21 protein-coding genes and 1 pseudogene are annotated in these 24,734 nt (G+C 43.5%); 18 read left to right on the top strand and 4 right to left on the bottom strand.

Annotated elements, in window-relative coordinates:
• Window positions 1-30 precede the first annotated feature (30 nt).
• Window positions 31-1,884: a biotin/lipoyl-containing protein gene (locus tag M2137_RS02950; protein WP_280764968.1), complete on the top strand. Its 1,854-nt coding sequence runs from the start codon at window positions 31-33 to the stop codon at window positions 1,882-1,884.
• Between the two features lie 84 nt (window positions 1,885-1,968).
• Here M2137_RS02950 and M2137_RS02945 read toward each other — a convergent pair whose 3' ends face one another.
• A complete protein-coding gene (locus M2137_RS02945) occupies window positions 1,969-4,053 on the bottom strand; it encodes an insulinase family protein (RefSeq protein ID WP_280764967.1) in 2,085 nt (694 codons plus the stop codon).
• Window positions 4,054-4,085: 32 nt separating this feature from the next.
• Window positions 4,086-5,408: a pitrilysin family protein gene (locus tag M2137_RS02940; protein ID WP_280764966.1), complete on the bottom strand. Its 1,323-nt coding sequence runs from the start codon at window positions 5,406-5,408 to the stop codon at window positions 4,086-4,088.
• A gap of 947 nt (window positions 5,409-6,355) precedes the next feature.
• On the opposite strand from M2137_RS02940, the gene M2137_RS02935 reads away from it, so the two are divergent.
• From M2137_RS02935 to M2137_RS02875, 13 genes and pseudogenes are all read left to right on the top strand, one after another.
• On the top strand, window positions 6,356-6,556 hold the full coding sequence (locus M2137_RS02935) for a hypothetical protein (RefSeq protein ID WP_280764965.1): 201 nt from the start codon (window positions 6,356-6,358) through the stop codon (window positions 6,554-6,556).
• A 260-nt stretch (window positions 6,557-6,816) separates the two neighbouring features.
• The gene (locus M2137_RS02930; RefSeq protein ID WP_280764964.1) at window positions 6,817-7,395 is read left to right on the top strand and encodes a hypothetical protein; all 579 of its coding nucleotides are present in this window, start codon (window positions 6,817-6,819) and stop codon (window positions 7,393-7,395) included.
• A gap of 362 nt (window positions 7,396-7,757) precedes the next feature.
• Entirely contained in the window at window positions 7,758-9,047 is a 1,290-nt protein-coding gene (locus M2137_RS02925) for an L-serine ammonia-lyase, iron-sulfur-dependent, subunit alpha (protein ID WP_280764963.1), read from the top strand.
• 100 nt (window positions 9,048-9,147) lie between these two features.
• A complete protein-coding gene (locus tag M2137_RS02920; RefSeq protein WP_280764962.1) occupies window positions 9,148-9,534 on the top strand; it encodes a LytTR family DNA-binding domain-containing protein in 387 nt (128 codons plus the stop codon).
• A complete protein-coding gene (locus M2137_RS02915; protein ID WP_280764961.1) occupies window positions 9,531-10,181 on the top strand; it encodes an FHA domain-containing protein in 651 nt (216 codons plus the stop codon). Before M2137_RS02920 ends, M2137_RS02915 begins: the two co-directional genes overlap by 4 nt.
• 183 nt (window positions 10,182-10,364) lie before the next feature.
• Complete coding sequence (locus M2137_RS02910; protein WP_280764960.1) at window positions 10,365-10,625, top strand: hypothetical protein; 261 nt, start codon at window positions 10,365-10,367, stop codon at window positions 10,623-10,625.
• Window positions 10,622-10,717, top strand: a pseudogene (locus tag M2137_RS02905) (zinc-ribbon domain-containing protein); the annotation flags it as partial. The gene M2137_RS02910 and the pseudogene M2137_RS02905, both read left to right, overlap by 4 nt.
• Before the next feature lie 39 nt (window positions 10,718-10,756).
• Window positions 10,757-11,137, top strand: coding sequence for an FHA domain-containing protein (locus M2137_RS02900; protein WP_280765050.1), 381 nt, complete (start codon window positions 10,757-10,759; stop codon window positions 11,135-11,137).
• 14 nt (window positions 11,138-11,151) lie between these two features.
• Complete coding sequence (locus M2137_RS02895; RefSeq protein ID WP_280764959.1) at window positions 11,152-11,958, top strand: protein phosphatase 2C domain-containing protein; 807 nt, start codon at window positions 11,152-11,154, stop codon at window positions 11,956-11,958.
• Window positions 11,959-12,001: 43 nt separating this feature from the next.
• Window positions 12,002-13,855, top strand: a complete 1,854-nt coding sequence (locus tag M2137_RS02890; protein ID WP_280764958.1) for a serine/threonine-protein kinase — start codon at window positions 12,002-12,004, stop codon at window positions 13,853-13,855.
• A gap of 6 nt (window positions 13,856-13,861) precedes the next feature.
• The gene (locus M2137_RS02885) at window positions 13,862-14,806 is read left to right on the top strand and encodes a hypothetical protein (RefSeq protein ID WP_280764957.1); all 945 of its coding nucleotides are present in this window, start codon (window positions 13,862-13,864) and stop codon (window positions 14,804-14,806) included.
• Between the two features lie 12 nt (window positions 14,807-14,818).
• Entirely contained in the window at window positions 14,819-17,044 is a 2,226-nt protein-coding gene (locus tag M2137_RS02880; protein ID WP_280764956.1) for a hypothetical protein, read from the top strand.
• Between the two features lie 3 nt (window positions 17,045-17,047).
• Window positions 17,048-17,935: a serine acetyltransferase gene (locus tag M2137_RS02875; RefSeq protein WP_280764955.1), complete on the top strand. Its 888-nt coding sequence runs from the start codon at window positions 17,048-17,050 to the stop codon at window positions 17,933-17,935.
• 121 nt (window positions 17,936-18,056) lie between these two features.
• Here M2137_RS02875 and M2137_RS02870 read toward each other — a convergent pair whose 3' ends face one another.
• Entirely contained in the window at window positions 18,057-18,629 is a 573-nt protein-coding gene (locus M2137_RS02870; protein WP_280764954.1) for a transposase, read from the bottom strand.
• Window positions 18,630-18,789: 160 nt separating this feature from the next.
• Complete coding sequence (locus M2137_RS02865; RefSeq protein WP_280764953.1) at window positions 18,790-19,167, bottom strand: transposase family protein; 378 nt, start codon at window positions 19,165-19,167, stop codon at window positions 18,790-18,792.
• A 777-nt stretch (window positions 19,168-19,944) separates the two neighbouring features.
• Here M2137_RS02865 and M2137_RS02860 point away from each other — a divergent pair.
• The 4 genes from M2137_RS02860 to rimO all read left to right on the top strand — a co-directional run bounded on the left by M2137_RS02860 (window position 19,945) and on the right by rimO (window position 24,707).
• Window positions 19,945-21,126, top strand: coding sequence for a 6-bladed beta-propeller (locus tag M2137_RS02860; protein ID WP_280764952.1), 1,182 nt, complete (start codon window positions 19,945-19,947; stop codon window positions 21,124-21,126).
• Window positions 21,127-21,222: 96 nt separating this feature from the next.
• Window positions 21,223-22,362 (top strand): carboxynorspermidine decarboxylase, encoded by a 1,140-nt coding sequence (nspC, locus tag M2137_RS02855; RefSeq protein WP_280764951.1) that lies wholly within the window; start codon window positions 21,223-21,225, stop codon window positions 22,360-22,362.
• Between the two features lie 89 nt (window positions 22,363-22,451).
• Window positions 22,452-23,405, top strand: coding sequence for a signal recognition particle-docking protein FtsY (gene ftsY / locus M2137_RS02850; protein ID WP_280764950.1), 954 nt, complete (start codon window positions 22,452-22,454; stop codon window positions 23,403-23,405).
• Between the two features lie 3 nt (window positions 23,406-23,408).
• Window positions 23,409-24,707, top strand: coding sequence for a 30S ribosomal protein S12 methylthiotransferase RimO (gene rimO, locus M2137_RS02845; RefSeq protein ID WP_280764949.1), 1,299 nt, complete (start codon window positions 23,409-23,411; stop codon window positions 24,705-24,707).
• Window positions 24,708-24,734 lie beyond the last annotated feature (27 nt).

The raw sequence follows: 24,734 nt of genomic DNA, 5'->3' as shown, positions 1-24,734 counted from the left end.
CAAAAGACTAACTAAACTAAGAATTAAGAGATGAAGCCAAAATTGAAAATCAGGGATTTAACCCTTCGTGATGGTCAGCAGTCTTCCTTTGCGACGCGCATGACCCAACAACAAATTGACCGGGTGTTACCTTTCTACAAAGACGCAGGTTTTTACGCGATGGAGGTATGGGGCGGAGCCGTTCCCGACTCTGTCATGCGCTATCTGGAAGAGAACCCCTGGGATCGATTGGAGAAGATTAAAGCGGCCGTAGGCGATGCTTCTAAACTAACGGCATTATCGCGCGGACGTAATCTTTTCGGCTACAATCCATATCCCGACAGTGTGATCGACGGCTTTTGTAAAGAAAGTATTGATTCCGGTTTGGGGATCATGCGCATCTTCGATGCCTTGAATGACATCAACAACATTCAATCGACCATTAACTCGGTAAAGAAGTATGGTGGTATGGCCGATTGTGCAGTCTGCTACACCATTGATCCGCATTTTACGATGGCAGAGCGCCTGAAAGCGCAACTGAAAGGCAAAAAACTTCCCCATCATATCTTTACGGATGATTATTTTCTCCGGAAGGCGAAGCAGATGGAGGCCTTAGGCGCCGATATGATTACGATCAAAGACATGAGCGGACTGATCCCACCGAGTCGGGTAGCAGCGCTGATTTCGCTCTTCAAAAAGCACTTATCTGTGCCGATTGATTTCCATACCCATTGTACACCCGGCTACGGATTGGCCTCTGTATTTTCTGCTATTGTGCATGGTGTGGATATTATCGATACCAACATATGGTATTTCGCCGGCGGTCCGGCAGCTCCAGCCGTTGAGTTGATCTATGTTTTCTGCCAGAAATTAGGCATCGAACTGGATCTCAATATGGAAGCCATCGAAAAGATCAATGGCGAATTATTTTATATCCGGCAGGAATTGGAAGACTTTGATGTGGTGAAGCAGTTCCCCAATAAATTCTCCCCGTTACGGGATCAATTGCCTGAATCGGTCGACAGCCTGTTCGACGTAGCTATAAAAGCGGCGAAAGAGAACAACGAAGAGGGCTTGTTGAGAGTCTGTCATGCCATTGAAGCCTATTTCGGATTCCCCAAACCGGACGAACTGGTGAAGAAGGCGGAAATTCCGGGCGGTATGTATACCAATATGGTTGCGCAGCTCAAACAGTTGAAGAGCGAATTCATTTTGCAACGCGCCATGGAGTTGATACCGCATGTTCGCTTAGATGCCGGTTTGCCTCCTTTGGTGACGCCTACGAGCCAGATTGTCGGGGTACAAGCGGTCAATTGTGCGCTCGATGAAAAGAATGGAAAAGCCAAATACTCGAATGTATCCAATCAGTTCCGTAACTTAGTGAAAGGAGAATATGGAGAGACACCCGTTCCTGTTGATCCCGAATTCCGTTTTCAGATTGCCGGAGTACGCGAGGAAACGCCTTACGACACGTCGGCTTACGAGATGCAACCCAACCCGGTTCTGGAGGATTGTGGCGGTGTGAAGCTGGCAGAAAATGATAAAGAGCAATTATTGTTGGAACTATTCCCCATTGTTGCCAAAGATTATCTGATGAAAATCAAAAAAGAACGATACCAAAAGGAACATGCTGAAGCCCTGAACGGACAGGATCATTTGACAGAATCCACCAAACAGGCCACACAAATAACCGGTCGTGTCATCACTTCGCCCATGCCGGGGCGCGTTTTCCAATTATTGGTAAAACCCGGTGATACGCTCAGTGGCGGAGAAAACGTTTTGATTCTCGAGGCTATGAAGATGGAGAATAATATCTCTTCTCCCTATGCCGGCAGGGTAAAGCAGGTATTGGTCAACAGAGGCGACTTTGTGCCGGAAGGAGCTCCTATGTTGGAAATAGAATAAAAGCGTATATAAAGAGAGTAGGGGCTGTCCAACTTTTTGGACAGCCCCTACTGTTTATCGTAAAATCCTTAAGGACTTCTCTGATTACTTAAACACCGAATCTTGCAAGCCTGTGTTTACCTCCACCGTTTTAACAACCGTTTTCATGGCTTGTCCCATAACCGATTGCGTCATCTCATACGGGAACTTCACGCCATTCACCTCACGGTAGTCGCCGACATCGCTCACGGTCTGCATCTCACCCATGGCAGACTGAATGGTTTGCACGCTGCGCAGTTTCAATCCGCTGGCTACGCTGTAATACTCCGTTGTGGCATTTCCGTCGCGTTCCACCTTCAGGGTGTAAGCTTTTTCGCCATTTACCTCTTCTACAGCACCTACAGTCAGGGTATATCCGTTCTGCAGATAGGTCATTTCAGGCGCAAGACCCACACCGCTCTTTATTGCGTCGAACTCTTTGCCTTCGGTTAGTTCCTGGCTTCCCTGCAGACCTGATACGCGAAGCGTCGTGCCGTCGAAAGCCATTTTCTGAATCACCATTCCTTGCATAGACATAGATGTCACAGACATATTCGGTTTCTTGAAGTATTGCTCCACGGTTCCAGTCTGTCCCATCATATCCATCTCGCCAACGATCTTATAGTCGTTCACCTTTTCGATAGCCTCTTGGCCACCCAGTGCTTTCACATAGTTAGCAATGATTTCTTCAGCGCTTACGTTGGCTGCTTCCGCCTTGGGCGTTTCGATCGGGTTCACATCGTAATCATACCATTGCACCTTTCCATCACCGGCAAAACGTGCCAACGCATCAGCGTATTGCTTGTCGCCGGTTACCACGATCCAGGCATTCTCCGGTTTGATATATTTCTTTGCAGCAGCCTGAATATCGGCAGGAGTCAACGCTTCCAGACGTTTCAGGTAGTTACGGTAATAATCTTTCGGCAGGTTATATTTGTCGATGTTTACCGCAAACTGAGCCATCGTTTCCGAATCGGCTAATGAGCGAGAGAAGTTACCCGCACGATAGGTTACAGCATCTTTCAGTTCCTGTTCGGTTACCGGTTCGTTGATAATGCGTTTGAACTCTTTCAATACTTCAAAAACAGCGCTGTCCGTAGCCGCTGCCTTCACCGAGGCTGCTCCGCGTCCGCTTGTCAGCGACATAGAACCTACCTGTTCGCCGGAAGCCAAGCTGGTATAGATACCGTAGGTCCAGCTTTTGTCTTCACGCAGGTTCATAAAGAGATGGCCTGTTCCGCTACCGCCCAAGATCTGGCTCATCACCGAGGCTGCGTCGTAGTCAGCTTCTTTCACGTTGAACTGGATAGGATAACAAACATCGATAGCCGATTGCACCGCGCCCGGTTTGTTAGCAAACGCCACTTTCAATTGTTCCGGCGCAGTCGGAATGGTATATTCAGCCACAGGCACATTCTTTTTTGTCCATTTGCCGAAGTATTTCTCTGCCTGCTTTTTTGCCTCTTTCAGGGAGATATCTCCAACAATCACCAGACGTGCTACATTCGGTGCGAAATAGGTATTGTAATAACCTTCCAGGTCTGCCAGGGTAATGTTATCCAATGTTTCCAATGTTTCCACTTCACCCGCAGGATATCCTTTGCCGTAAATAAGGGCGTTGGCCATACGGTTTGTGATCTGTCCCGCGTCATCTCCCAGTGTGTTGAGGGCTGTTTTGTATTTCCCTATGTTCAGGTCGAATTCTTCCTGTGAGAACACCGGGTTGAAAAGCATATCTGTCATAATATCCAATGCCTTATCATGGTATTTTTTCAGGAAATAGGCATATCCGCCGCCACGGTGTACACCACCCCGCATCGCGATCATGTCGATATCTTTGTTGAGTTGCTCTTTCGTGCGATTTTTGGTAGCTGTGCCAAACACATCCGAGAAGAGACCATTCATGCCCGCTTTCTCACCCTGCAACTCTTGTTTCACGTCCAACTGCAAGGAGTAATAAACCAAAGGAGTGTTTTTGTCCTCTACTAAGAACACTTTCAGTCCGTTCTTAAGCGTGAAGATCTGAGCATCTTTAATGTTTACCTCCTTAGCCGGAGCCGCCTCAGGGCGGATGCTTCTGTCGAGAGTCTGCGCCTTAACACCTATAGAGCAGATAAGGACAAACAATAAACTATATATAATTTTCTTCATGTTATATTCTTTTTTTAGGATTATCGTTGGGATTATTCTTTCTCAGCCATCGGCAGGTAATGAAGCACCACCCGTGAATTAGTTTGCAGGTATTTCTTAGCAACCGCCATCACATCTTCCCGCGTCACCGCTTCATACTGTTCCAGTTCCTTGTTCACTAAGCTGGCATCTTTAAAATAGGTATAGCAATTGGCCAGAGCTTCTGCTTTGCCCGACAGGGATTGCAATTGAGCAGCCACGCTATATTCTTTCGCTGCCATAGCCATCTGGAACTCCTCTTCCGATACCAGTTCCTTCGACATCTTTTCTATTTCAGCCGTAAGAATAGCCTCTACCTCTTCGAGCGACTTGCCCATATTCGGGATAGCCAATACATAGAGCAATCCGGGATCCTCACTGCCCATGGCCATAGCCAACGACTGAATAGTCATCCCTTTATCGTCTAAGTTCGTTTTGAAACGGGAAGAAGCGCCCCCATACAGAATCTGATTCAGGATTTCCATGGCAAAAAAGTCTTTTGTTCCCATAGCCGGCACATGGTAAGCCATGAATATCGCCGGAAGCTGAATGTTATCATATACGATGTCGCGGATCTCTTTTGTCTGTTGTGGCTCTACTACATTCGGACGGTGCATAGGAAGGGTTCCTTTGGGTATGCTTCCGAAATATGTATCGATCCATTCACGTGTCTGCTTCTCGTCGTAATCACCGGCAATCACCAATACACAGTTGTTGGGGACATAATAGGTGTCGTAGAAATTTTTGATATCATCGAACGTAGCCGCGCGGATATGCTCCGGATCACCGATCGTTTGCCATCTGTAAGGATGTTGGGTAAAGGCTCTTTTGCCCAACTCTTCGATGAAAGTACCATACGGCTGGTTGTCGTAAGACTGCTTACGCTCTTCAATAACCACACCCTTTTGTGTTTCCACCCCGATCTCATCTATTTTCGCATGAAGCATTCGTTCCGATTCCATCCACAAAGCCAGTTCCAATTGGTTGGAGGGCATGGTTTCGAAATAGAACGTTCTGTCTTGTGATGTGTTGGCATTCAGAGAACCTCCTGCAGCCTGAACCAATTTAAAATACTCGCCTCGGTCGATATTTTCAGATCCTTCAAACATCAGATGTTCAAAGAAATGGGCAAATCCTGTACGAGAGGGGTTTTCATTTTTGGCGCCTACATGATACATCAGCGATACCATTACGTTTGGCGTGCGGTCGTCCTGATGAAGAATAACATGCAATCCGTTCGGTAGATCGTATTCCACGAACTTGATTTTCTCCGATTGTCCATTTGCCGTCAGAATACTGGCAAAAAAGACAAATAACAACATAAATTTACTTTTCATACTTTTGAATTAATAAATATTTAGGATGCAAATGTAACAAATTAAAGGCGGAAGAAACAACATAGTAAGAGAAGATTTTTCAAGAGCTTGCGACTCATCTTCCAGCCCCCAAAGCATGGCTGTACCAAAGTGATCGACCTTTTTCGACCTCCCGCTTCCAATCCGAAGAGCTCTTAGGCGAGCCATTCCCGGCAAATGTTAAAATATCGATTGTAAGAAAAACAGCCGTTTTACTTACAAATCCATACGTTAAAAAGTGTTTCTCCCGGGAGTTTGTCTCCAAAGTCCCACCTTTTTGCGCGCAAACTCCCGCGAAAATTACAAATCGTAAGTTGGGGGTTTTGACGGAAATGGGTATTTTAACATTTATTTACATCATTATAAGGGCTGAAAATTATTCAGCGATCAGCCTTGGTCTTCGAATGTAGAGAAATTGGAAGATTATTTGTGTAACTGGAACGGTTACAAATCTTTGTAGGCCGTTGCTTTAGCATCGGTATAAACGCATTACATTCCATTTTATGCGTGCCGCAGGTATGTAATCTGTATGATGGCATACCTGCGGCACGCCCGGATTGAATTTGGCTCATATATACCGATGCTAAAGCAACGGCCTACAAAGAGGATGTCCCTTTTGGGACACCTGTGAATATCAGATATAATTTTATTATGAAACAAAAATAACCTGTTGAAAATGTTGTTATTTACACATCATATATACGATATCACCCACAGGGGAAAAACCGTATCTTATCTTAGATCTTGGAGAGTGGTCTTTCCCTCCCGGAACACAATATGACCTGAAAGGGTGCGAAAAACGTATTTATATCGACTATCTGTTAGAAGGGGAAAATACAATATACATTCATTTCCAGACTGGAGTATATGGTAAAGAGAGTCTTTCGTATAGCGCCGTTTATGATAAACGCACACATAAAACAAAAGTAATGAAAGGAAATGAGCTGGCAAATGATATGAATGGGCTCATGCCTGTTCAACTTCGTAAAGCCACATCCCAGGGAGAATATGTTGGGCTACTACAACCCTGGGAGATCCTTACATACTTAGAAGAGCATGAAATAAACAACCCCATCTTCAAACACTTGAAAGAAGAGGATAATCCCTGGGTAGTTATTATATCGGAGTGATTATTGACTACCTCACGACTTTTCAAAAAAACAAAATACAAAATAAGGTTTAGTTTCCCATAAAAAGCGTGAACGATAAAGAAATGACATAGAAACATGTAACATACATATAGATTTGTGTAACATACATATAGATTTGTGTAACATAGTGATGGTGATTGATCGTCCGTTTTGGTTAATTTTGTATTATGATTTATTGACACTGTTAAGGATTGTTGTCTTTGTTCCGAATTGTTTAATTTTTAAATATAATAATTATTATGAAATTGATTGTCATTTTGTTTTTTGCTTTCTTGTTTATTGAGTCGTATGCTCAGGAAACAAACCATCAGCCGTCTACATTATATAGTGTAAATGTAGAGAGTGCTCCTGAATCTTGTGAGTGCAATTTGGATAATTTATTCAAAAATTGGATACAGGATAATATTACCAATGCAGGGGAGTTGGAGTTGCTTTCTTATGATTATGTAGGGATTATTGAAGATGCCGCAGACATTGCTCTTTACGCTGAACGTATGACTCAATTGGATTCTCCAATGTGGGGGTGGGGTGGGCATAACTCAGATATAGTACGGACAAAATATTTTAAAATAACTTCATACATAGATCGCTATAAAGCAGCAGATGTTACTGAAGCCGATAAAGCTTTGTTCTTGGAAGAAATAAATACAGAAAGAGCCTCATCTCGATTATTATTAACTAAGATGATTAAACGAGGTGATAAAGTATTCTCTATCACAGCGAGATATAAAAAAGAACAGGATTTTGTGTTTTTTGTTTTTTGTAATCCTCAAAGCTTTGAAATGAAAGATATCTATTTTGGTTTTGTAACACTTTAGTTTTGTGGTTTTATTGTCGTCATATGATATAGGATCGCTTTGACGAAGTTTTAACTAAAAAAATACAATTATGGTAGTGTATGTTATCCTTATTCTCATTTTTCTGATGGACTTTCTTGCTATTTTGGATATAGTAAAAAATAGAGACAGTAAAGAATCTAAGTTCTTATTTATTCTTTTAGTTCTATTCTTACCTATTATAGGTTTCTCTTTGTACTATTTCAAAAAAAGCATAAGTCGTCCACTTTGATTTATAGCTTGCAAATCACAATAAATAGGTTGTAAATGCATTCTAAATTCGTTGTAGGAAAGCGTATCTACCAAAAAGATATTATCTTTGCCTGGCCTAAACGTCAAAAAGAATGAAAACACAAACACAACAACAGATCATCCGTCTTATCAATCGTGAAGTGATTCCGGCAATCGGCTGCACAGAACCGGTGGCGGTTGCTTTGGCAACGGCACGCGCTTCGGAAGTGTTAGCTCAAACCCCAGAGAAGATTGAGGTACAATTAAGCGGAAATGTATTAAAAAACGCGATGGGCGTAGGCATTCCCGGAACCGGGATGGTCGGATTGCCTATTGCGATTGCTTTGGGCTCACTGATTGGCAAATCGGCTTATGGGCTGGAAGTATTACGCGATATCACTCCTGAAGCGTTAGAAAAAGGAAAACTCTTTATCGAGGAAAAGAGAATATCCATCAGCCTGAAAGAAGAGAAAGTGGATAAATTATATATAGAGGTGATCTGTTATGCCGGCGAAAGTCAGACGCGGGTGATTATTTCCGGAGGACATACTTCGATTGTCTATGAAGAAAAAGACGGAGTGGTGTTGTCTGACAAACGCAGTTTGGCTTCTGAAAATAAAGAGGAGGAGCGAGAAGAAGATATTCCACTTACGTTTGCGATGGTTTATGAATTTGCCAATACCATGCCATTGGAGGATATTCGTTTTATACTGAAAACGGCGGAGGTAAACAAGAAAGCCGCCGAAGAATCGATGAATAACCACTTCGGGCATACGGTGGGGCGCATTGTATCAGGCGAAACGGGCAAAAAATGGTTGGGAGAATCCTCTTTCACCCGTATGCTTGCTATGACGGCTGCCGCTTGCGACGCCCGTATGGATGGGGCAATGATCCCGGTTATGAGTAATTCCGGCAGTGGAAACCAGGGATTGGCAGCCACTTTGCCTGTATTATCATTCGCAAAGGATGTGGATTGCTCGGAAGAAGAGTTGATCCGTGCGCTTATGTTGAGCCATTTGATGGTTATTTATGTTAAACAAAGCTTAGGCAAATTATCCGCCCTCTGCGGATGTGTTGTGGCGGCAACCGGTGCCAGTTGTGGTATTACCCAGTTGATGGGAGGAAGCCGCGAACAGGTGATCTATGCAATCAAGAATATGATTGGTAACCTGACCGGCATGATTTGCGACGGAGCCAAACCCAGTTGTGCCATGAAGGTGTCGAGCGGCGTTTCCACCGCCATGCTCTCCGCACTTATGGCTATGGAAAACAAGGTGGTATCTTCTGTTGAAGGAATTATAAACGAGGATGTGGATCAGAGCATTGCCAACCTGACACTGATCGGTTCCAAAGGCATGGAAGAGACCGACAAATTGGTTCTTTCCATTATGACCAAGCAGTAAGGAGCAACTCCCTATTGTTGTCGTTTGTTTTTTATTTTTGCGGTTTGCAGAAAAAACCCTATTTTTGTTATCCTTTGGAAGGACAAATAAAAATCAAGTCATGGAGCGATATTTAATTATCAAAACACGGGATGAATTATTACGTATCAGAATTGGTCAAATACTTTATTTCGAGGCAGATCGCAATTATACAAAACTCTTACTGACCAGTGGTATCCAATTTACTTTCGCGATCAACATCGGCAAAATAGAAGAGATGTTGGAACGCCAGGTAGAGGGAAGCAAAAAGATTCTGATGCGCGTAGGTAAAAGTCATATCATCAATAAGAATCATATCTTACAGATACATTTGCCTAAACAGCGTTTGATTCTGCTCTCCAGCGAAGGAAAACCCCGGGAGTTGAATATCTCCAAAGATCCTCTGAAAGCCCTGAAGGAATCTCTTGAAAAAGAAATGGGTAAAGCCGAAGTGAAGACAGACGCATGATAAACATAGGAAAAGAGAATGACAATCACTATATAGTGGATGACCCGCATGTGAGTCGCCATCATGCCCGCCTTGAAAAGCAGGAGGATGGGGTATGGTTGCTTGTTGACCTGGATTCAACGAACGGCACCTATGTGAACGACCAGCAGGTAGCTCGCAAAAGGGTAAATCTGAAAGATGAAATCCGTTTCGGCGGGCAGTATATCTGCTCGCTTTCCGACATCCTCAATCAACATAACGACTACAGCGAAGAGTTCGCTCAGTTGAAAAAAGTATACGATCGGTATATTGAATCGAAAGTTAAGATCCAGTCGTCTAACCAGTTTAAGATAAGATTGTTACAATCACTCCCTTTTGCCTTATTGGGGGTAGTCGGTGTGGCGTTAAGTTTCCTCGACAAAGGGAGTCCGCTACTGATGACCATCAGTTTGTTTATCATGATATGCGCTCCGACAATCGGTATTTTTCTCGGGGCAAAACAGTCGGCAAAAGTGCCACGGCAATTACAATATATAGCGAATCAGTTTAAGATTGATTATGTCTGTCCGAAATGCGGTACGTTTCTGGGCGAAATACCCTGGGAATCGCTACGAAACAGGAAGCAATGCCCTGTTTCTTCCTGTAAAGCCAAATGGATTAACGAATAAAAGGGTTTTTGTCATGCAAAGGAGATACTTTCGTACAATAAACCCAAGTCTTTGATTATAAGAGATTGTTATTAGTTTGTTAATCTAACACTTTTTGTATTTTTGTATAATGTATGATGCGCTTCGGCAATTTTCAAGCAAGCTTGATTGCGCTCAGCTTTCAATACATTTGTTTTGTATTATATGTCTTATTTAAAGTTTAGTATGCAAGAAGAGGAATATACATTCGTTACCATTGACAGTGATGAGGCACAGATAGAAGATGCTGTTATCATTGTAGATAATGATGATGCGCTTGAAGCGGTCGTCGTCGATGAGAATACGGATGAGAATTACGGCTTCTTTACCTTATCGGATGAGACGGTGATGTTGTCGGATGCAGATATGCTTGATTTATCCTCCGACGATTTGAATATTGACAGTTCTGACATTATAGTTCTATGATATCCATTAGATGTCCACATTGCCACGTTGGGTTAAAGGTTGACGAAGGAAAACTGCCTCCGGGCATTTTGTCTTTCAAATGCCCTAAATGCAAAAAGTCTATACCCATCTCTTTGTTGAAAGAAAATAATATGACCGATGATTCTTCGTCGGACACGACCCTTTTGCAGACAAGTAAGTCGACTCTTGGGCAAATAACCGTGTTGGCCGACGAGCATACCCGGGAGCAAGTATTTCCTCTGTATGAAGGGGTTAGTTTGATCGGGCGCAAGTCGTCCGCTTCGAATGCAACGATCGGCATTGTGACCGACGACCGCTCCATGAGCCGGGAGCATATTCGCATCGAAGTAAAAAAAGAGGCCAAAGGAGGATATAAACATTACCTATCAGATAATAATAGTAAAAATCATACGTTATATAATAGCAGTTTCTTAGAAAAAGGAGAGGTTATTGTACTCAAAGATAATGACGAGATCATTATTGGCCGTACGGTGCTTCGCTTCAACGACTAAATCTCGTGCCTGTTATGAATATAACGATTGGAAAACCGTGTGCCATCAGTGAAAAAGGTGGCCGGTTAAATAATGAGGATTCTCTTTATCCGCAGCCGGAAACAGTTACCTCCAACCAACGCTTATTTATCGTTTGCGATGGAGTAGGAGGAGCCGACAAAGGAGAAGTAGCCAGTGCCTTGGCTTGTGAATCCATACAATCCTACTTTTCCACCTTCCTGGAAGAGGGGGATCCTTCAAAAGAATTTATTCAAAAAGCCATCCAGTATACGGAAGCACGCTTTGAAGATTATACCGAGCAACATCCTGAAGCCAAAGGAATGGCTACCACATTAACATTGCTCTATATCGGTTCTAAAGGGGTAACGATAGCCCATGTTGGCGATAGCCGCATCTATCACTTCCGGGATGGTCAGATCATGTATCAAACAGAAGATCATTCACTGGTGAATTCCCTTGTTCGCCTGGGAAAAATCACTCCGCAAGAGGCCACGGTGCATCCGCAAAAAAATGTGATTCTTCGCGCTATTCAGGGGACGTCCCGTCCGGCAGAGGTAGACGTATTTCTTTTACAAGACATTAAGGAAGGAGATACCTTCTTTATGTGTACGGACGGTGTGTTGGAAAACCTTTCCGACGACAGGCTATCTGAAATCTTTAAAAATCATCAGGCAACGGATGCAATCAAAGACTCCATCGTTGACTATTGCAATGGGCGCACACGTGATAATTTTTCATTTTATATCATCCCTGTTCAACATGTACATGATAATGCGGGATTGAAACAAAATCTTCTTTCTTTATTTTATTCTTTTATATAATTAATGTATTTTTGGCAAATAAATAAGTATTGCCAAAGTAATTATGAATTTACCCTACGGGCACCTACTACAAAATGGAAAATACCGTCTTACTCACGTAGTGGGGCAGGGGGGATTTGGCATTACCTATAAAGGAGTCTGGAACACAGAGGTAAAGGGATCGTTGGGTACAGTAGACACCGAAGTACCCATCGCTGTCAAAGAGTATTTTTTCAAAGATTACTGCTATCGCGACTCCGAAACCAAGGAGGTAAAAGTTCATTCTGAGACCGGAAACAATCTCTTTCATAAATTCAAAGAAAAGCTTATAAAAGAGGCTCGTATACTCTCTGATGTACACCATCCGCATATCGTAAATGTATTGGAAGTGTTTGAAGAAAACAATACGGCCTATATTGTGATGGAGTATATTTCCGGGCTATCCTTGAAGGAGGTGATGGAACGCGATGGCGTGATGCCTGAAAATAGAGTGCTCCGTTACATTCATCAGATAGGCGAAGCCCTTCAGTTTGTGCATGATAAAAACATTCTTCATCTGGATATCAAACCCAGTAATATACTGATTGATCAAAGAAACAATGCCCGCTTGATCGACTTTGGTGTAAGCAAACGCTACGATACGGAACAGCAGGAGACCAGCACGACGATGCTTACGCTTTCCAAAGGTTTTGCCTCCATTGAACAATACGATAACGAAGGAACCCAGGTATTTTCGCCCTACCCGGATATCTATTCCTTAGGAGCCTCCCTCTACAACCTGTTGACCGGGAAAATACCGGTTGAATCAATTCTTCGGGCAACGCGCCCAATGACTAAACCAACGGTTGTCAATAAGGCCATCTCTGCAAAAACAGAAAGCGTTATCCTAAAAGCAATGGAGATTGTGCCGGCAGATCGCTATCAGACGGTAAAAGAGATGATGGACGCTTTAGATAAGCCATCGGATGAAGAATGCACTCCAGTCAATCCAACGGAAGGAACTACCGGAACAGGCATTGGTAAAGAGGGAGACACAACCCTTCTTTACCCTACCAACACTCCGGAACAGCGAATTGGTGATACCGAAGATCAGACTATCTTAAATCCTCCCTCCCAAGAGATCCTAAAGCCAAAGCGTAAGAAAAGGGTAGCAACAATGACCGCGCTGTTTGCCGTTATTGCCCTTGTTGCTTCCGCAGTAATATATACTTTCTATTTCCAAAAGGGAGCGGAGGTAACACCGGAGAATGACAATTTGCCTACAACAGAGCAAACAATAACAAATGAAGAACCTGCTCTGACGGAAGAAGAAGCAGATAATACCCCACTTGCTATAACAGAGAGTAATCCAGCACCCCAAACAACTTTACAAACAGAAAGCGATGAAGAAAAGATACCAGAAAGAGAACCTCAGGGAAAGCAGGAACAGGTTGTTTCGGAGCCTGTCGAATCGCAAGACGCTCCGGCTGCAAAAGAAGTAATAGAGCCCCAGCCTCCAACAAAAGAAGAACAGAACGCAGCGGTTTCTGCCCTGATCGCATCCGGAAATGAAAAGATGCTTCTGTCGGATTTCAGAGGAGCAGAAAACGACTATACCGAAGCTTACAAGATCTCTCTCAATGATAATTTACTGAATCAGATTAAAGAGGCCAGCAAAAAGGCAGAAGAGAAAGATGTTGAAGATAGAAAAGCGCAGTATAACACGATGATGACCATAGGGAATGGCGAGTTGACAGTGGTAAGAAAAAAATCAACCGGCAAAGTTGGCGCTATCAACAATGCAGGTGTAGAAATTATTGAGTGTAAATATCTTGTGGCCGATTGGCATGAAGAAGGTAGAGCTTTCCAACGTGAAGATATGCTCTATGATATATATGATGAAAATGGTAAACCGATTCGCGAAGGCGTAATCTTATAAGAAATTATGAATAGAATTTGGATTATGATGGTATTGCTTTTGTTTGCTTTCTGCCTGAAAGCACAACAATATACAACATACAATCAAAAAGGAGATGAAGCTTTACAGCAAAAAGACTACACCAGCGCCCGTATGTGGTATGGGGAAGGTATTGGACATTGTGATCTGTACAGCATAGAGAAGCTGACTGAAATCTGGTTGGAAGACGAAGAAATGCGTCCTTCCATGCGCAATCTGATGACACGCTGCCTAAAATGTCTGAATGACAAAGCCGAGCTTAACGACACGGCAGCTATTAAATTATTAGTTACCTATCACACAAAAGGAATTGCTACCCCAAACAGTGATACCATAGCCGAGCATTGGCAGAACAAGTATGAGGAATTAACAAATCCTTATGCTATTTATGCCAGAAACCTGATTGAGAAAAGACCGAAAGAACGCATGCGTTTCTTTGTCGGTTACACCTATTCAATAGAGATGCCGGTTGGTTTAACCTTCGGTGGTGTACAAGAAAAGGCCGGTTGGTATGTCCGTGTGAGATCCGATCTTTCATTCAGAACGACGGATCATACCTGTAAACTGGAAAATGACCTTAGCGCAATTGTTGATCCGGATAACGACAAGACGTATCAGGCATTAGATATACCCAATAAGAAAACCACATTTGCCGGTACGGCTGGTTTTATTTATCGATTCACTGATTGGTTATATGGCTCTGTCGGAGTGGGCTATGGAGAAAGGAATCTGCTTTCGCCATTTATGATGACAGATAATACGTCGGGTGCGAAAGAGTTTATCTGGTGTAATAATCAAACCTTTTCCAGCAAAGGACTTGTTGGAGAAATAGATTTCACACTAAGGTTTAACTACTTGTATTTGACTGCAGGAGCTCATACAATGAATTTTGATTATATTGATTTAAATGCAGGCATCGGCCTGTTTTTCTAAAAGGTTACAAAAATGAGAAAAGAGATTTTATTCCTATATATAGCTTTAGTCACTCTATTTGTTACCGGATGCGCTGAAGATCCGCAAATGCCCGGTAATCTGATTGGAGCAAAGGGGCCGGTTGCTACCACAGAGAAGGTGGAAGGGATAAAAGCAACCGAAGCCACTGTATTTGGAAAAGTTGATAAAGAAAACGGGACAAGAGTGACAGAAAGAGGTTTTGTCTGGTACAAAGAAAGTAACCCGGAGGAAAAACATACGCAAGTTGTTACCGAAGGATCAAATGAATCATTCTCTTTCAAAATAACATCCCTGGAAGATAGCACGAAATATATGGTGCAGGCTTATGCTAAAAACAGTATCGACTATGGCTATGGTACCCCTGTTTCTTTCACAACGATCGAAGGGCTTGCCCGTGTTGCTACGCTGGAAGCGCTGGATATTAAGTCCACCTATATAATGATAGGCGGTAAAATCACCGACAAAGGAGAAGGAGAAATCCAGGAAAGAGGTATTTATTATGCCAAAACATCGCTTGCCGAACCGGGTGTTGAGAAAGATTCCGTAGCAAGCGTTATGCAAACAGACTCGTTTACCTGTACGATTCCGGATCTGGAACCTCTTACGACCTATTATATACAAGCTTATGTAAAGAACAACTTCGGCACCTCCGTAGGCATAGAAGAAGAGGTGAAAACAACCGACGGACTTCCTATTGTACAATACCTGACAAGAGGTACTGTCACAACCTCGTATGCAGAGTTCAGCGCGGAGGTAACTTATCCGGGTGATACCGATATCACACTTCGGGGTTTCTGTTATGGATTGTCAGAGAATCTTGAAATCGGAGCAGCCGGCACGGATACGATCCAATGCGGCTCAGGAATGGGAGTCTTTACCGGAAGAATCACCGATGTCGAGCAACAACGTCCATACTATGTAAGAGCTTTTGTTAGCAATGCAGGAGCACTTGTTTACGGTACGGAAATTTTCTCTTTTACCCTATTGAGTGAAAAGCCGACTGTTTTGACTGCCTCACCTGTCGTGGGAGACGGAACAGTAATTGTTGGCGGAACAGTTGTTGACTCGGGAGTGAATGATGAAGGGCAACAACTCTCGATCGTTGAAGCAGGTATTGTGTGGTCAACAAACGAAAATCCAACGATAGAGGATACGAGAATTGATCTCTGGGGAGGTTATAATTCGTTTACTATTTATATAACCGACTTTCCTCCCGGAAGCACATATCACGTAAGAGCATTTGCTATAAATGAAGGAGGATTCATTTCATATGGCGATAACAGCGAATTTACTACTGGAAGCATATTCTCAACAATACCAACAGGCTATTTTAGTGGCGAATTACAAGAGCCTAACTCGGCAGCTTACCTGACTTTGGCCGAACGAAAAATCGGCTATTTAGTGGGAGGTGATAAGAATTCCTACGGAGACCAAACCAATCAGTTTTGGAAGTTTGACATGAATCCGGGAAGTGATTATTATCTTACCTGGCAAGAAAACACAAGTCATCTTCCGGCAAAACGAAGCATGATGGCCATAGCCAGCAATAAGGATGGCATCCATGTTTGGGGAGGTTTTGACACCCATCGCCAACCGTCAAGTAATCATTACTATAATGTATTTCGTGAAAACGACTGGAAGCTATCATCAGAAATAGGCCCTACGCCTATGTTTGGCTCGTTTGCCTGTTATCAAATTGATATAATTATGATTGGCGGTGTGCAGCGGACAGCATCAGGCGACTCTATCGTCAGCGAAGTCTGGAAGCAAAGAGTGATGCAAATCCCCGGATGGGTGCAAGAAGCCGATTTCCCTGAAGCACAATATTGCGGATATGCATTTGCCGTCGGCGATTATATCTATGCTGGATTAGGCTTAACATCTACAGGGTTCAATCCTGATTTCAGCAATAGGTTGTGGTCAACGAGAAAAGCCGTGTACGACAGTGATGTCTTCAACTGGGAAGAGCAGGAACCTATGCCCGGAGATTATGCAGCCAAAGCCGGAGTTGCTATTGGATCTTCAATCTACATTGTCGACAGTGAAGGGTATATTAGAGTCTTTGATACCATAATGAAGACCTGGAGTACAGCTAATTCACGTGTGCCTGACACCCACCGGAATATTCATTGTGTGTTTTCCGATGGGAAGAAAATGTACATAGGCTTTGGTACAAACCGAACAACCATTTGCTACGACCCATCATGGGATAGATAAATAATGGACAAGAACAACATCCTCCAACAGATACTGGAAAATAGCGAAAAGCTGGCGGCAGCTGATCTGCCGGAGTATCGATACATCCCATTACACCAAAAGCCATCGCCATCGACAGCCTCCTTAGAGGAGGTGATGCACTTGTTGCGTTTGGTTATTTTCCCCGGCTTTTTTGGTACGACCAAGGAAGCCCAACCCGATACAATCCGTTACTATATGGGCGTTTATCTTGAAAAGATGTATGACCTCTTATTGGAACAGATCTATCGGGGACTTTGTTTCGAGTCGGAAATATGTTGCGATTCGAAACAAAAGGCATCCGAAATAGCCATTTCTTTCATCAATAGAATCCCTGAGATAAAAGCGTTGTTATCGACCGATGTAAAAGCCATGCTCGATGGAGACCCCGCAGCAACCAGCGCCAGTGAAGTGATATTCTCCTATCCTTCCATCGTCGCTATCCTGCACCAACGTGCCGCCCATCAACTACTTAAATTGGGCGTTCCGGTTATTCCCCGTATCATCACAGAAATGGCACATTCCAAGACCGGAATCGACATTCACCCGGGCGCACAAATAGGCGAATACTTCAGCATCGATCATGGCACAGGCGTTGTAATCGGAGGTACCGCGATTATAGGCAACCATGTTCGTCTTTACCAGGGAGTCACCTTAGGAGCCAAAAGCTTCCGCCTCGACGAAGAGGGATTACCCGTTGATATTCCTCGCCATCCCATTATTGAAGACGACGTCATTATTTACTCCAACACATCCGTATTGGGACGGATCACCATTGGCAAAGGTTCCATTATCGGTGGAAATATCTGGTTGACACACGACGTCCCCCCTTATTCTAAAGTATTGCAATCCCGTATTGTGGAAGATAAATAGTCGTTATTCCTTTTTTGGGGGGTACGGGTTAATTCAAATTATGTAATAATTGAAGGTTTGTAGAGATAAATGGCCGAAGGCCACCCGGGCCTGCAAGGCCGAGTTCCGGAGGGACGAAGACTTAGCCCAGGGTAAGCAGGCCGAAGGTCTGTGTCACCCTGGGTATTATAATATAATAAGTGGAGTTCTGAAGGAACGATAGATATAAGGTGTTGATACTATAAAATACGAGGTGATAGGATGTAAGTGCCCGCCTTCCCTGTTTGTGCTTGACGCGCCCATGCTTTTCTCGTTCCTGTTGCCGTCTTTTTCTATTTTCTTCACTATTTTTGAGTTTTATCTTGTGTTCCCGTCTTCGTATTGCATCGTTGGTCATTGCTTTGCGTTTGTGCTTTGTTCGGATCTCATTCATTGCCGAGGTTGCCAGTTGAACGATGTGGAAGCAGTCTATAACAATCTCGGCATTTGGAAACGATTTAGCCACTGCTCGGTGCATGCTGTCTGAAAAGTCCATAGTAACTTCCTTGACCATCAGCCGTTTTTGCTTGGGAATACGGTTGAATACAGTAATCAAATCCTCACTCCTGGTGCCTCTGACTGTAGCAGCAATAGTACCTTTTCGACCGTGTCCGTCTTTGTTGCTGAGAATAGTGAACAGATCACCACGACTGGGTGCGGTTTCGTCAATACTCATATACGCACCGACATTTTCCTCCATCAATATCCAGTCGGTGGCGTGATCTTTCTGACTCCACGTTCGATAGTCGCTCAGGCGTTCTTTGTATGCCTTAGACAGGGTTGACGAGTTAATGCGGTAAGTATCGGCAACAGCCTTGAACGTGACAGGATTGTTATCAAGGACACTCTTTTAAAAAAGCAGCGAACTCACGGGAGAATTTTGTGCCGTCTGCTCCCAGTAGATCGCCGTAGTCAAGAACTTCATTATGACCCTCCGCGTTTATCCATCTGCGACGGCGAATATGCAAGATCGCCTTACGGTCACGTATTGGGAAATCATGCATCACTTTCTCTTCCGTGAAACCATTAGGACGGTACTTCTTGCTCCCGCAAGGGGGCATATCCTTTTCATCTAAATATAGGTGTAACTCTTTCTCGGGATAGTCGCCGAAAAAGGTTTTCCCCGTGTGTATCTCCTCAAAGTTGACTACATCGAAATAATCTAAGACCTCGTCAGGTAAAAATAGACGAGCTAATGACTTGTATATATCCATTGGGTTTGTTCTTTACCGCTAAGATATAAAATTCATGTATCGTATTGCTACTGTATTTGGTTAATTCTGCCACGGACTTTTGCCGCTGACCCGGCAAAGGCCAAAATGTTAAAATATCGATTGTAAGTAAAACGGCCATTTTGCTTACAAATCCATACGTTAAAAAGTGTTTCTCCCGGAAGTTTGCCTCCGAAGTCCCGCCTTTTTGCGCGCAAAGTCCTGCCGAAATTACAAATCGTAAATTGAGGGTTTCGTCGGAAATGGGTAAATTAACATTTGTTCACATGATTGTGGGGTAGCTGATACAGTTGCATAATAAGGGGAATTCAATTTCTGTAAGAAGGGAAGACTTACGATCATCAGATTTTGTAAAATGTGAAGATATGTGGTCGCAGATGCCGCATAGCGGCAGCCTGTATCCAGCCCCGTGCGGAAGCGCGGGGAATAAGGAATAAACAAAAAATGCGCCGCGTAGCGGTGCTATGTAATATTACACAAACACAGCAATATAGCACCGCTATGCGGCGCTATTGACTGTACGATCCATTCCCCCGCGCTTCCGCATGGGGCTGTATAAAGGTCACCGCTATGCGGCTTTTAGCACACCCTCACACGCCTTCCAATTCTTCCCTTTTAAAGATCAAAGCTAATGGTTAGTTACTATGATTTTGATACATGCTGCATCTTAGCTATTGTAAATGTCCCGGATGATAGTTATATTTGTTTTACTTGCATTTAATGCAAAAGATATGAAACGTACTCCTTAAAATCTATCACATGAAAAAAGAAATCATTTTTAATCTGTTTCTTTTATCTGTTCTTGCAGTGAGTTGCTCTTCCGACAAGCAATCTGCTGAAGGGTTGCCCTATTTTGATGTTACGAAAAACTATTCGGAAAAGGTGGTTGATTTGGCTGATATAGCAGATCTGCGTTATGTGTATTTAAGTACAAAAAATGAAGATTTTCTGTATAGAGGAACTATCGACTATGTGACTCAAAATACGATTGTTGTTGCGGATCGCACTTCGAGTAGTGTATTGTTTTTTTCAAAAGAGGGAGATCCCAAGTCGTGTTTCAACCGAAAGGGGCAGGGGCCGGAAGAGTATTCGAGCGCAGGTTCTGTCATGTATGATGAAACAGAGGATGAAGTCTATATTATTCCTGATTTTAATAATTATATAAACGTCTATTCTTCTTCGGGCGAATTCAAAAGGAAATTAACCTTACCGCAAGTAAATATCGGAAATCAAATGCTTCTTTTCGATGATCAATCCATATTGGTGTATGACAATACAAATTTATGGCAAAATCTGAGAAAAGTACATGTGGGGGATCGTACCGCTGTTACGCAAGTGAATGATTCTTCTTTCTATCTTCTTTCCAGAATGGATGGAAAAGTGTTGGAATATATCGAGATGCCAACGAATGATATAGATGTGAGTACGATTAATAAGGAGGGCGCTTTTGGTCAGGTTGGTTATGGGCGGATGAGGTGGTCACCGGACGGACTTCTTTTATACAATCCGGAAACCGATACGGTATTCTTTTATAACAAAGACAAAACGCTGACTCCTTTTATGCATAAGAAGCCTCTGTTGAGTGACTTGAACCCCATGATGGTTATGGATATATGTATGGATGTGGGAGATTATCAATTTATATCTGTTCATACCTACCAGAAGAGTGAATTTCCTTCTCCAATCTATTATATGCGGGATAAGAAAACAGATGAAATTTTTCGTCCGAAGGTAGTTCTCGCTGATTATAAAGGAAAGGATTTTACGTTTGATCCCCGTCTTCAGAATTATTATGAGAAAGGCTACCATTTCGAATTAGATTTTGTAGAACTTCAAGAGGCCTATCGTGAAAACAAACTAAGTGGGGAGTTGAAAGAGCTGGTAGCTACACTGGATGGAGACGAAGGCAACAATATCTTCCTGTTAGTTGATTTTAAATAAAGCGGGAGTTGTGCCGAAGAGGCGGTTTGTGTCGCCGGCAAAAAAGATTACTAAAAAAACGGTATATTTGCCTTCTATTCTAAAAACAAATACGGAATGATATTGATTGATCAGATCCCATCGCCATGTTATGTGTTGGAAGAAAGGTTGTTGCGGGAAAACCTTAAGTTGATAAAAGAGGTAAAGGAGCGTGCCGGTGTAAGTATTATATTGGCTTTTAAGGCATTTGCGCTCTGGAAGGCCTTTCCCGTTGTACGCGAATATATTCCCTATTCCACGGCCAGTTCCATCTATGAAGCCCGGTTGGCATACGAGGAGATGGGGAGCCTGGCGCATACCTATTCGCCGGCTTATACCGAACAGGATTTCCCGAATCTCCTGAAATACAGTAGCCATATTACCTTTAATTCACTTTCGCAGTTTGATCGTTTTTATCCGATGGTCGTAGCCGATGGGAACAAGGTGTCATGTGGCTTGCGCATCAATCCGGAGTTCTCGGTCGTAGAAACAGATCTCTACAATCCTACGGCTCCCGGTTCGAGGATGGGCGTGGTAAGTAATTTATTAACAGACGGTTTGCCTGCCGGAATTGAAGGTTTACATTTTCATTCGTTGTGTGAATCCTCTTCGTATGACCTGGAGCGTACATTGGAAGCAATTGAGAAGCGTTTTGGGGCATTACTCCCGCAGGTGAAATGGCTGAATATGGGAGGTGGACATCTGATGACGCGCAAGGGATATGATGTGGAGCATCTGATCCGTTTATTGAAAGGTTTTAAAGAGAAATACCCGAATCTGGAGATCATTATGGAGCCGGGGAGCGCCTTTGCCTGGCAGACCGGATTCTTGTTGACGACCGTGGTGGACGTGGTGGAGAATCATGGCATTCGGACGGCTATAATCGATGCCTCTTTTACCTGTCATATGCCCGACTGCCTGGAAATGCCCTATCAGCCGGTGATACGACAGGCGGTGAGTAAAGAAAAGGGTGCCTATGCCTACCGTATTGGCGGAAATAGTTGCCTGAGTGGTGACTTTATGGGTGACTGGTATTTTACGAAGCCGTTGCGTGTGGGCGACCGATTGATCTTTGAAGATATGATCCATTATACGATCGTGAAAACCAATATGTTTAACGGTATTCCGCATCCTTCGATCGCCATGTGGACCCGGGAGGAAAAACTGGTGATGCTTCGTGAGTTTGGATACGAAGACTATAAACATCGGATGAGTTGAGTGCTATGCAGCAATTATGAATTGTGAATTATGAATTATGAGTTTTAAGTAGTAATTTCGCACTCTATATATAAATTAAGGTAAAACAGATGGCAATTTTTGGTTTTTTCAATAAGAATAAAAAGGAGACCTTAGATAAAGGGTTGTCTAAAACAAAGGAGAATGTTTTTTCGAAGATCACACGGGCGGTTGCCGGTAAAAGCCGGGTTGACGATGATGTGTTGGATGATCTGGAGGAGATTCTGATCACATCGGATGTGGGAGTGGATACGACGTTGAAGATCATCGAACGGATAGAAAAGCGCGTTTCTAAGGATAAATATGTCAATACCAGTGAACTAACCGCCATTCTCCGGGAAGAGATAGCGGCCTTATTGACCGAAAACAATACCCAGGACGGGGATGGCTTCGAACTGCCTGTCGACAAATCGCCTTATGTGATTATGGTGGTTGGCGTCAATGGCGTAGGCAAAACGACAACGATCGGTAAGCTGGCCTATCAGTTCAAAAAAGCAGGCAAAAACGTTTACCTGGGAGCAGCTGATACGTTCCGTGCTGCCGCCGTAGAACAGTTAGTTATCTGGAGCGAAAGGGTAGGGGTTCCCATTGTGAAACAAAAGATGGGTTCGGATCCGGCTTCAGTAGCCTTCGACACCCTGACCTCTGCGAAGGCCAATCAGGCGGATGTGGTTATTATCGATACGGCAGGGCGCTTGCATAACAAGGTGAACCTGATGAACGAATTGACCAAAATCAAGAATGTTATGAAGAAGGTGGTGCCGGATGCTCCGCACGAGATCCTGTTGGTGCTTGACGGATCGACCGGGCAAAATGCCTTTGAACAGGCTAAACAATTCACAGCAGCAACCGAGGTCAATGCGTTGGCTGTTACTAAATTAGACGGAACGGCAAAAGGGGGCGTAGTGATTGGTATTTCCGATCATTTCCGTATCCCGGTGAAATATATCGGATTAGGCGAAGGAATAGAAGATTTGCAGGTATTCCGCAAGAAAGAATTTGTTGATTCGTTGTTTGGGGAATAACAGATGCGTAAGAATAAAGTAGATATCCTAACCTTAGGCTGCTCCAAAAACCTGGTTGACTCGGAACAATTGATGCGCCAGTTTGTGGCCAATGGTTATCAGGTGACGCATGATACGGATAAGATAAACGGGGAAATAGTTGTAGTCAATACCTGTGGTTTCATTGGCGATGCCCAGGAAGAATCCATCAATACCATTCTGGCGCTTGGTGAAGCTAAGCGAAAAGGGAAAATAGGGAAGCTGTTTGTTATGGGTTGCTTGTCGCAACGCTTTCTGAAAGAGATGAAAACGGAACTGCCCGAAGTGGATCGTTTTTATGGAAAGTTCAATTGGCAGGAGCTGATTACGGATTTAGGCAAGTCGTACCACCAGGAGCTGGCTTCGCATCGTATCATCACTACCCCGAACCATTATGCCTACCTGAAAATAGCTGAAGGCTGTAATCGTACATGCTCTTATTGTTCTATCCCTTTGATTACGGGACGTTATCAGTCGCGCTCGATGGAAACACTGGAAGAAGAGGTGCGCCTGTTGGTTGCGCAGGGTGTGAAAGAATTTCAATTGATTGCCCAAGATCTGACCTATTATGGGCAAGACAATTATAAACGCCTGGCTTTGCCGGAACTGGTCGAACGTTTGTCGGATATACCGGGAGTGGAATGGATCCGCTTGCATTATGGCTATCCGTCGCAGTTTCCTTACGATCTGTTGCGGGTGATGCGTGAGCGTGACAATGTCTGTAAATATATGGATATCGCATTGCAACATATCAGTGACCATATGCTGGAGGTGATGAGGCGCAAGATCAGTAGCCAGGAAACCTATGACTTGATTTCCCGCATCCGCGAAGAGGTGCCGGGCATTCATTTGCGGACAACGTTGATGACCGGGCATGCACAGGAAACAGAGAAGGATTTTGAAGAACTGATTGATTTTGTACAGAAGGTTCGCTTCGAGCGTTTAGGTGCCTTTGCCTATAGCCATGAAGTAGGAACTTATTCCTATAAGCATTACACCGACGATGTTCCTCAGGAGGTGAAAGAAGAGCGTTTGGATCATCTGATGCGCATACAGGAAAGGATCGCGGCGGAAATAAACGAAGCGAAAGTAGGGAAGCTGTTCAAGACGATTGTCGATCGCGAAGAAGATGATTACTATATCGGACGGACAGAATTCGATTCACCGGAAGTAGATCCCGAAGTATTGATTAGTAAAGATAAAAAACTGATACCCGGAACATGCTATCCGGTATATATGACAGATGCCCAACCTTTTGAATTATATGGAAATGTGCAAGAATGATTTGGATGATTCCAAAATTATCATTAA

Source organism: Parabacteroides sp. PFB2-10 (genome assembly GCF_029893085.1).
Taxonomy (GTDB): domain Bacteria; phylum Bacteroidota; class Bacteroidia; order Bacteroidales; family Tannerellaceae; genus QVMG01.
This window is presented reverse-complemented; position numbering and strand designations above follow the sequence as displayed.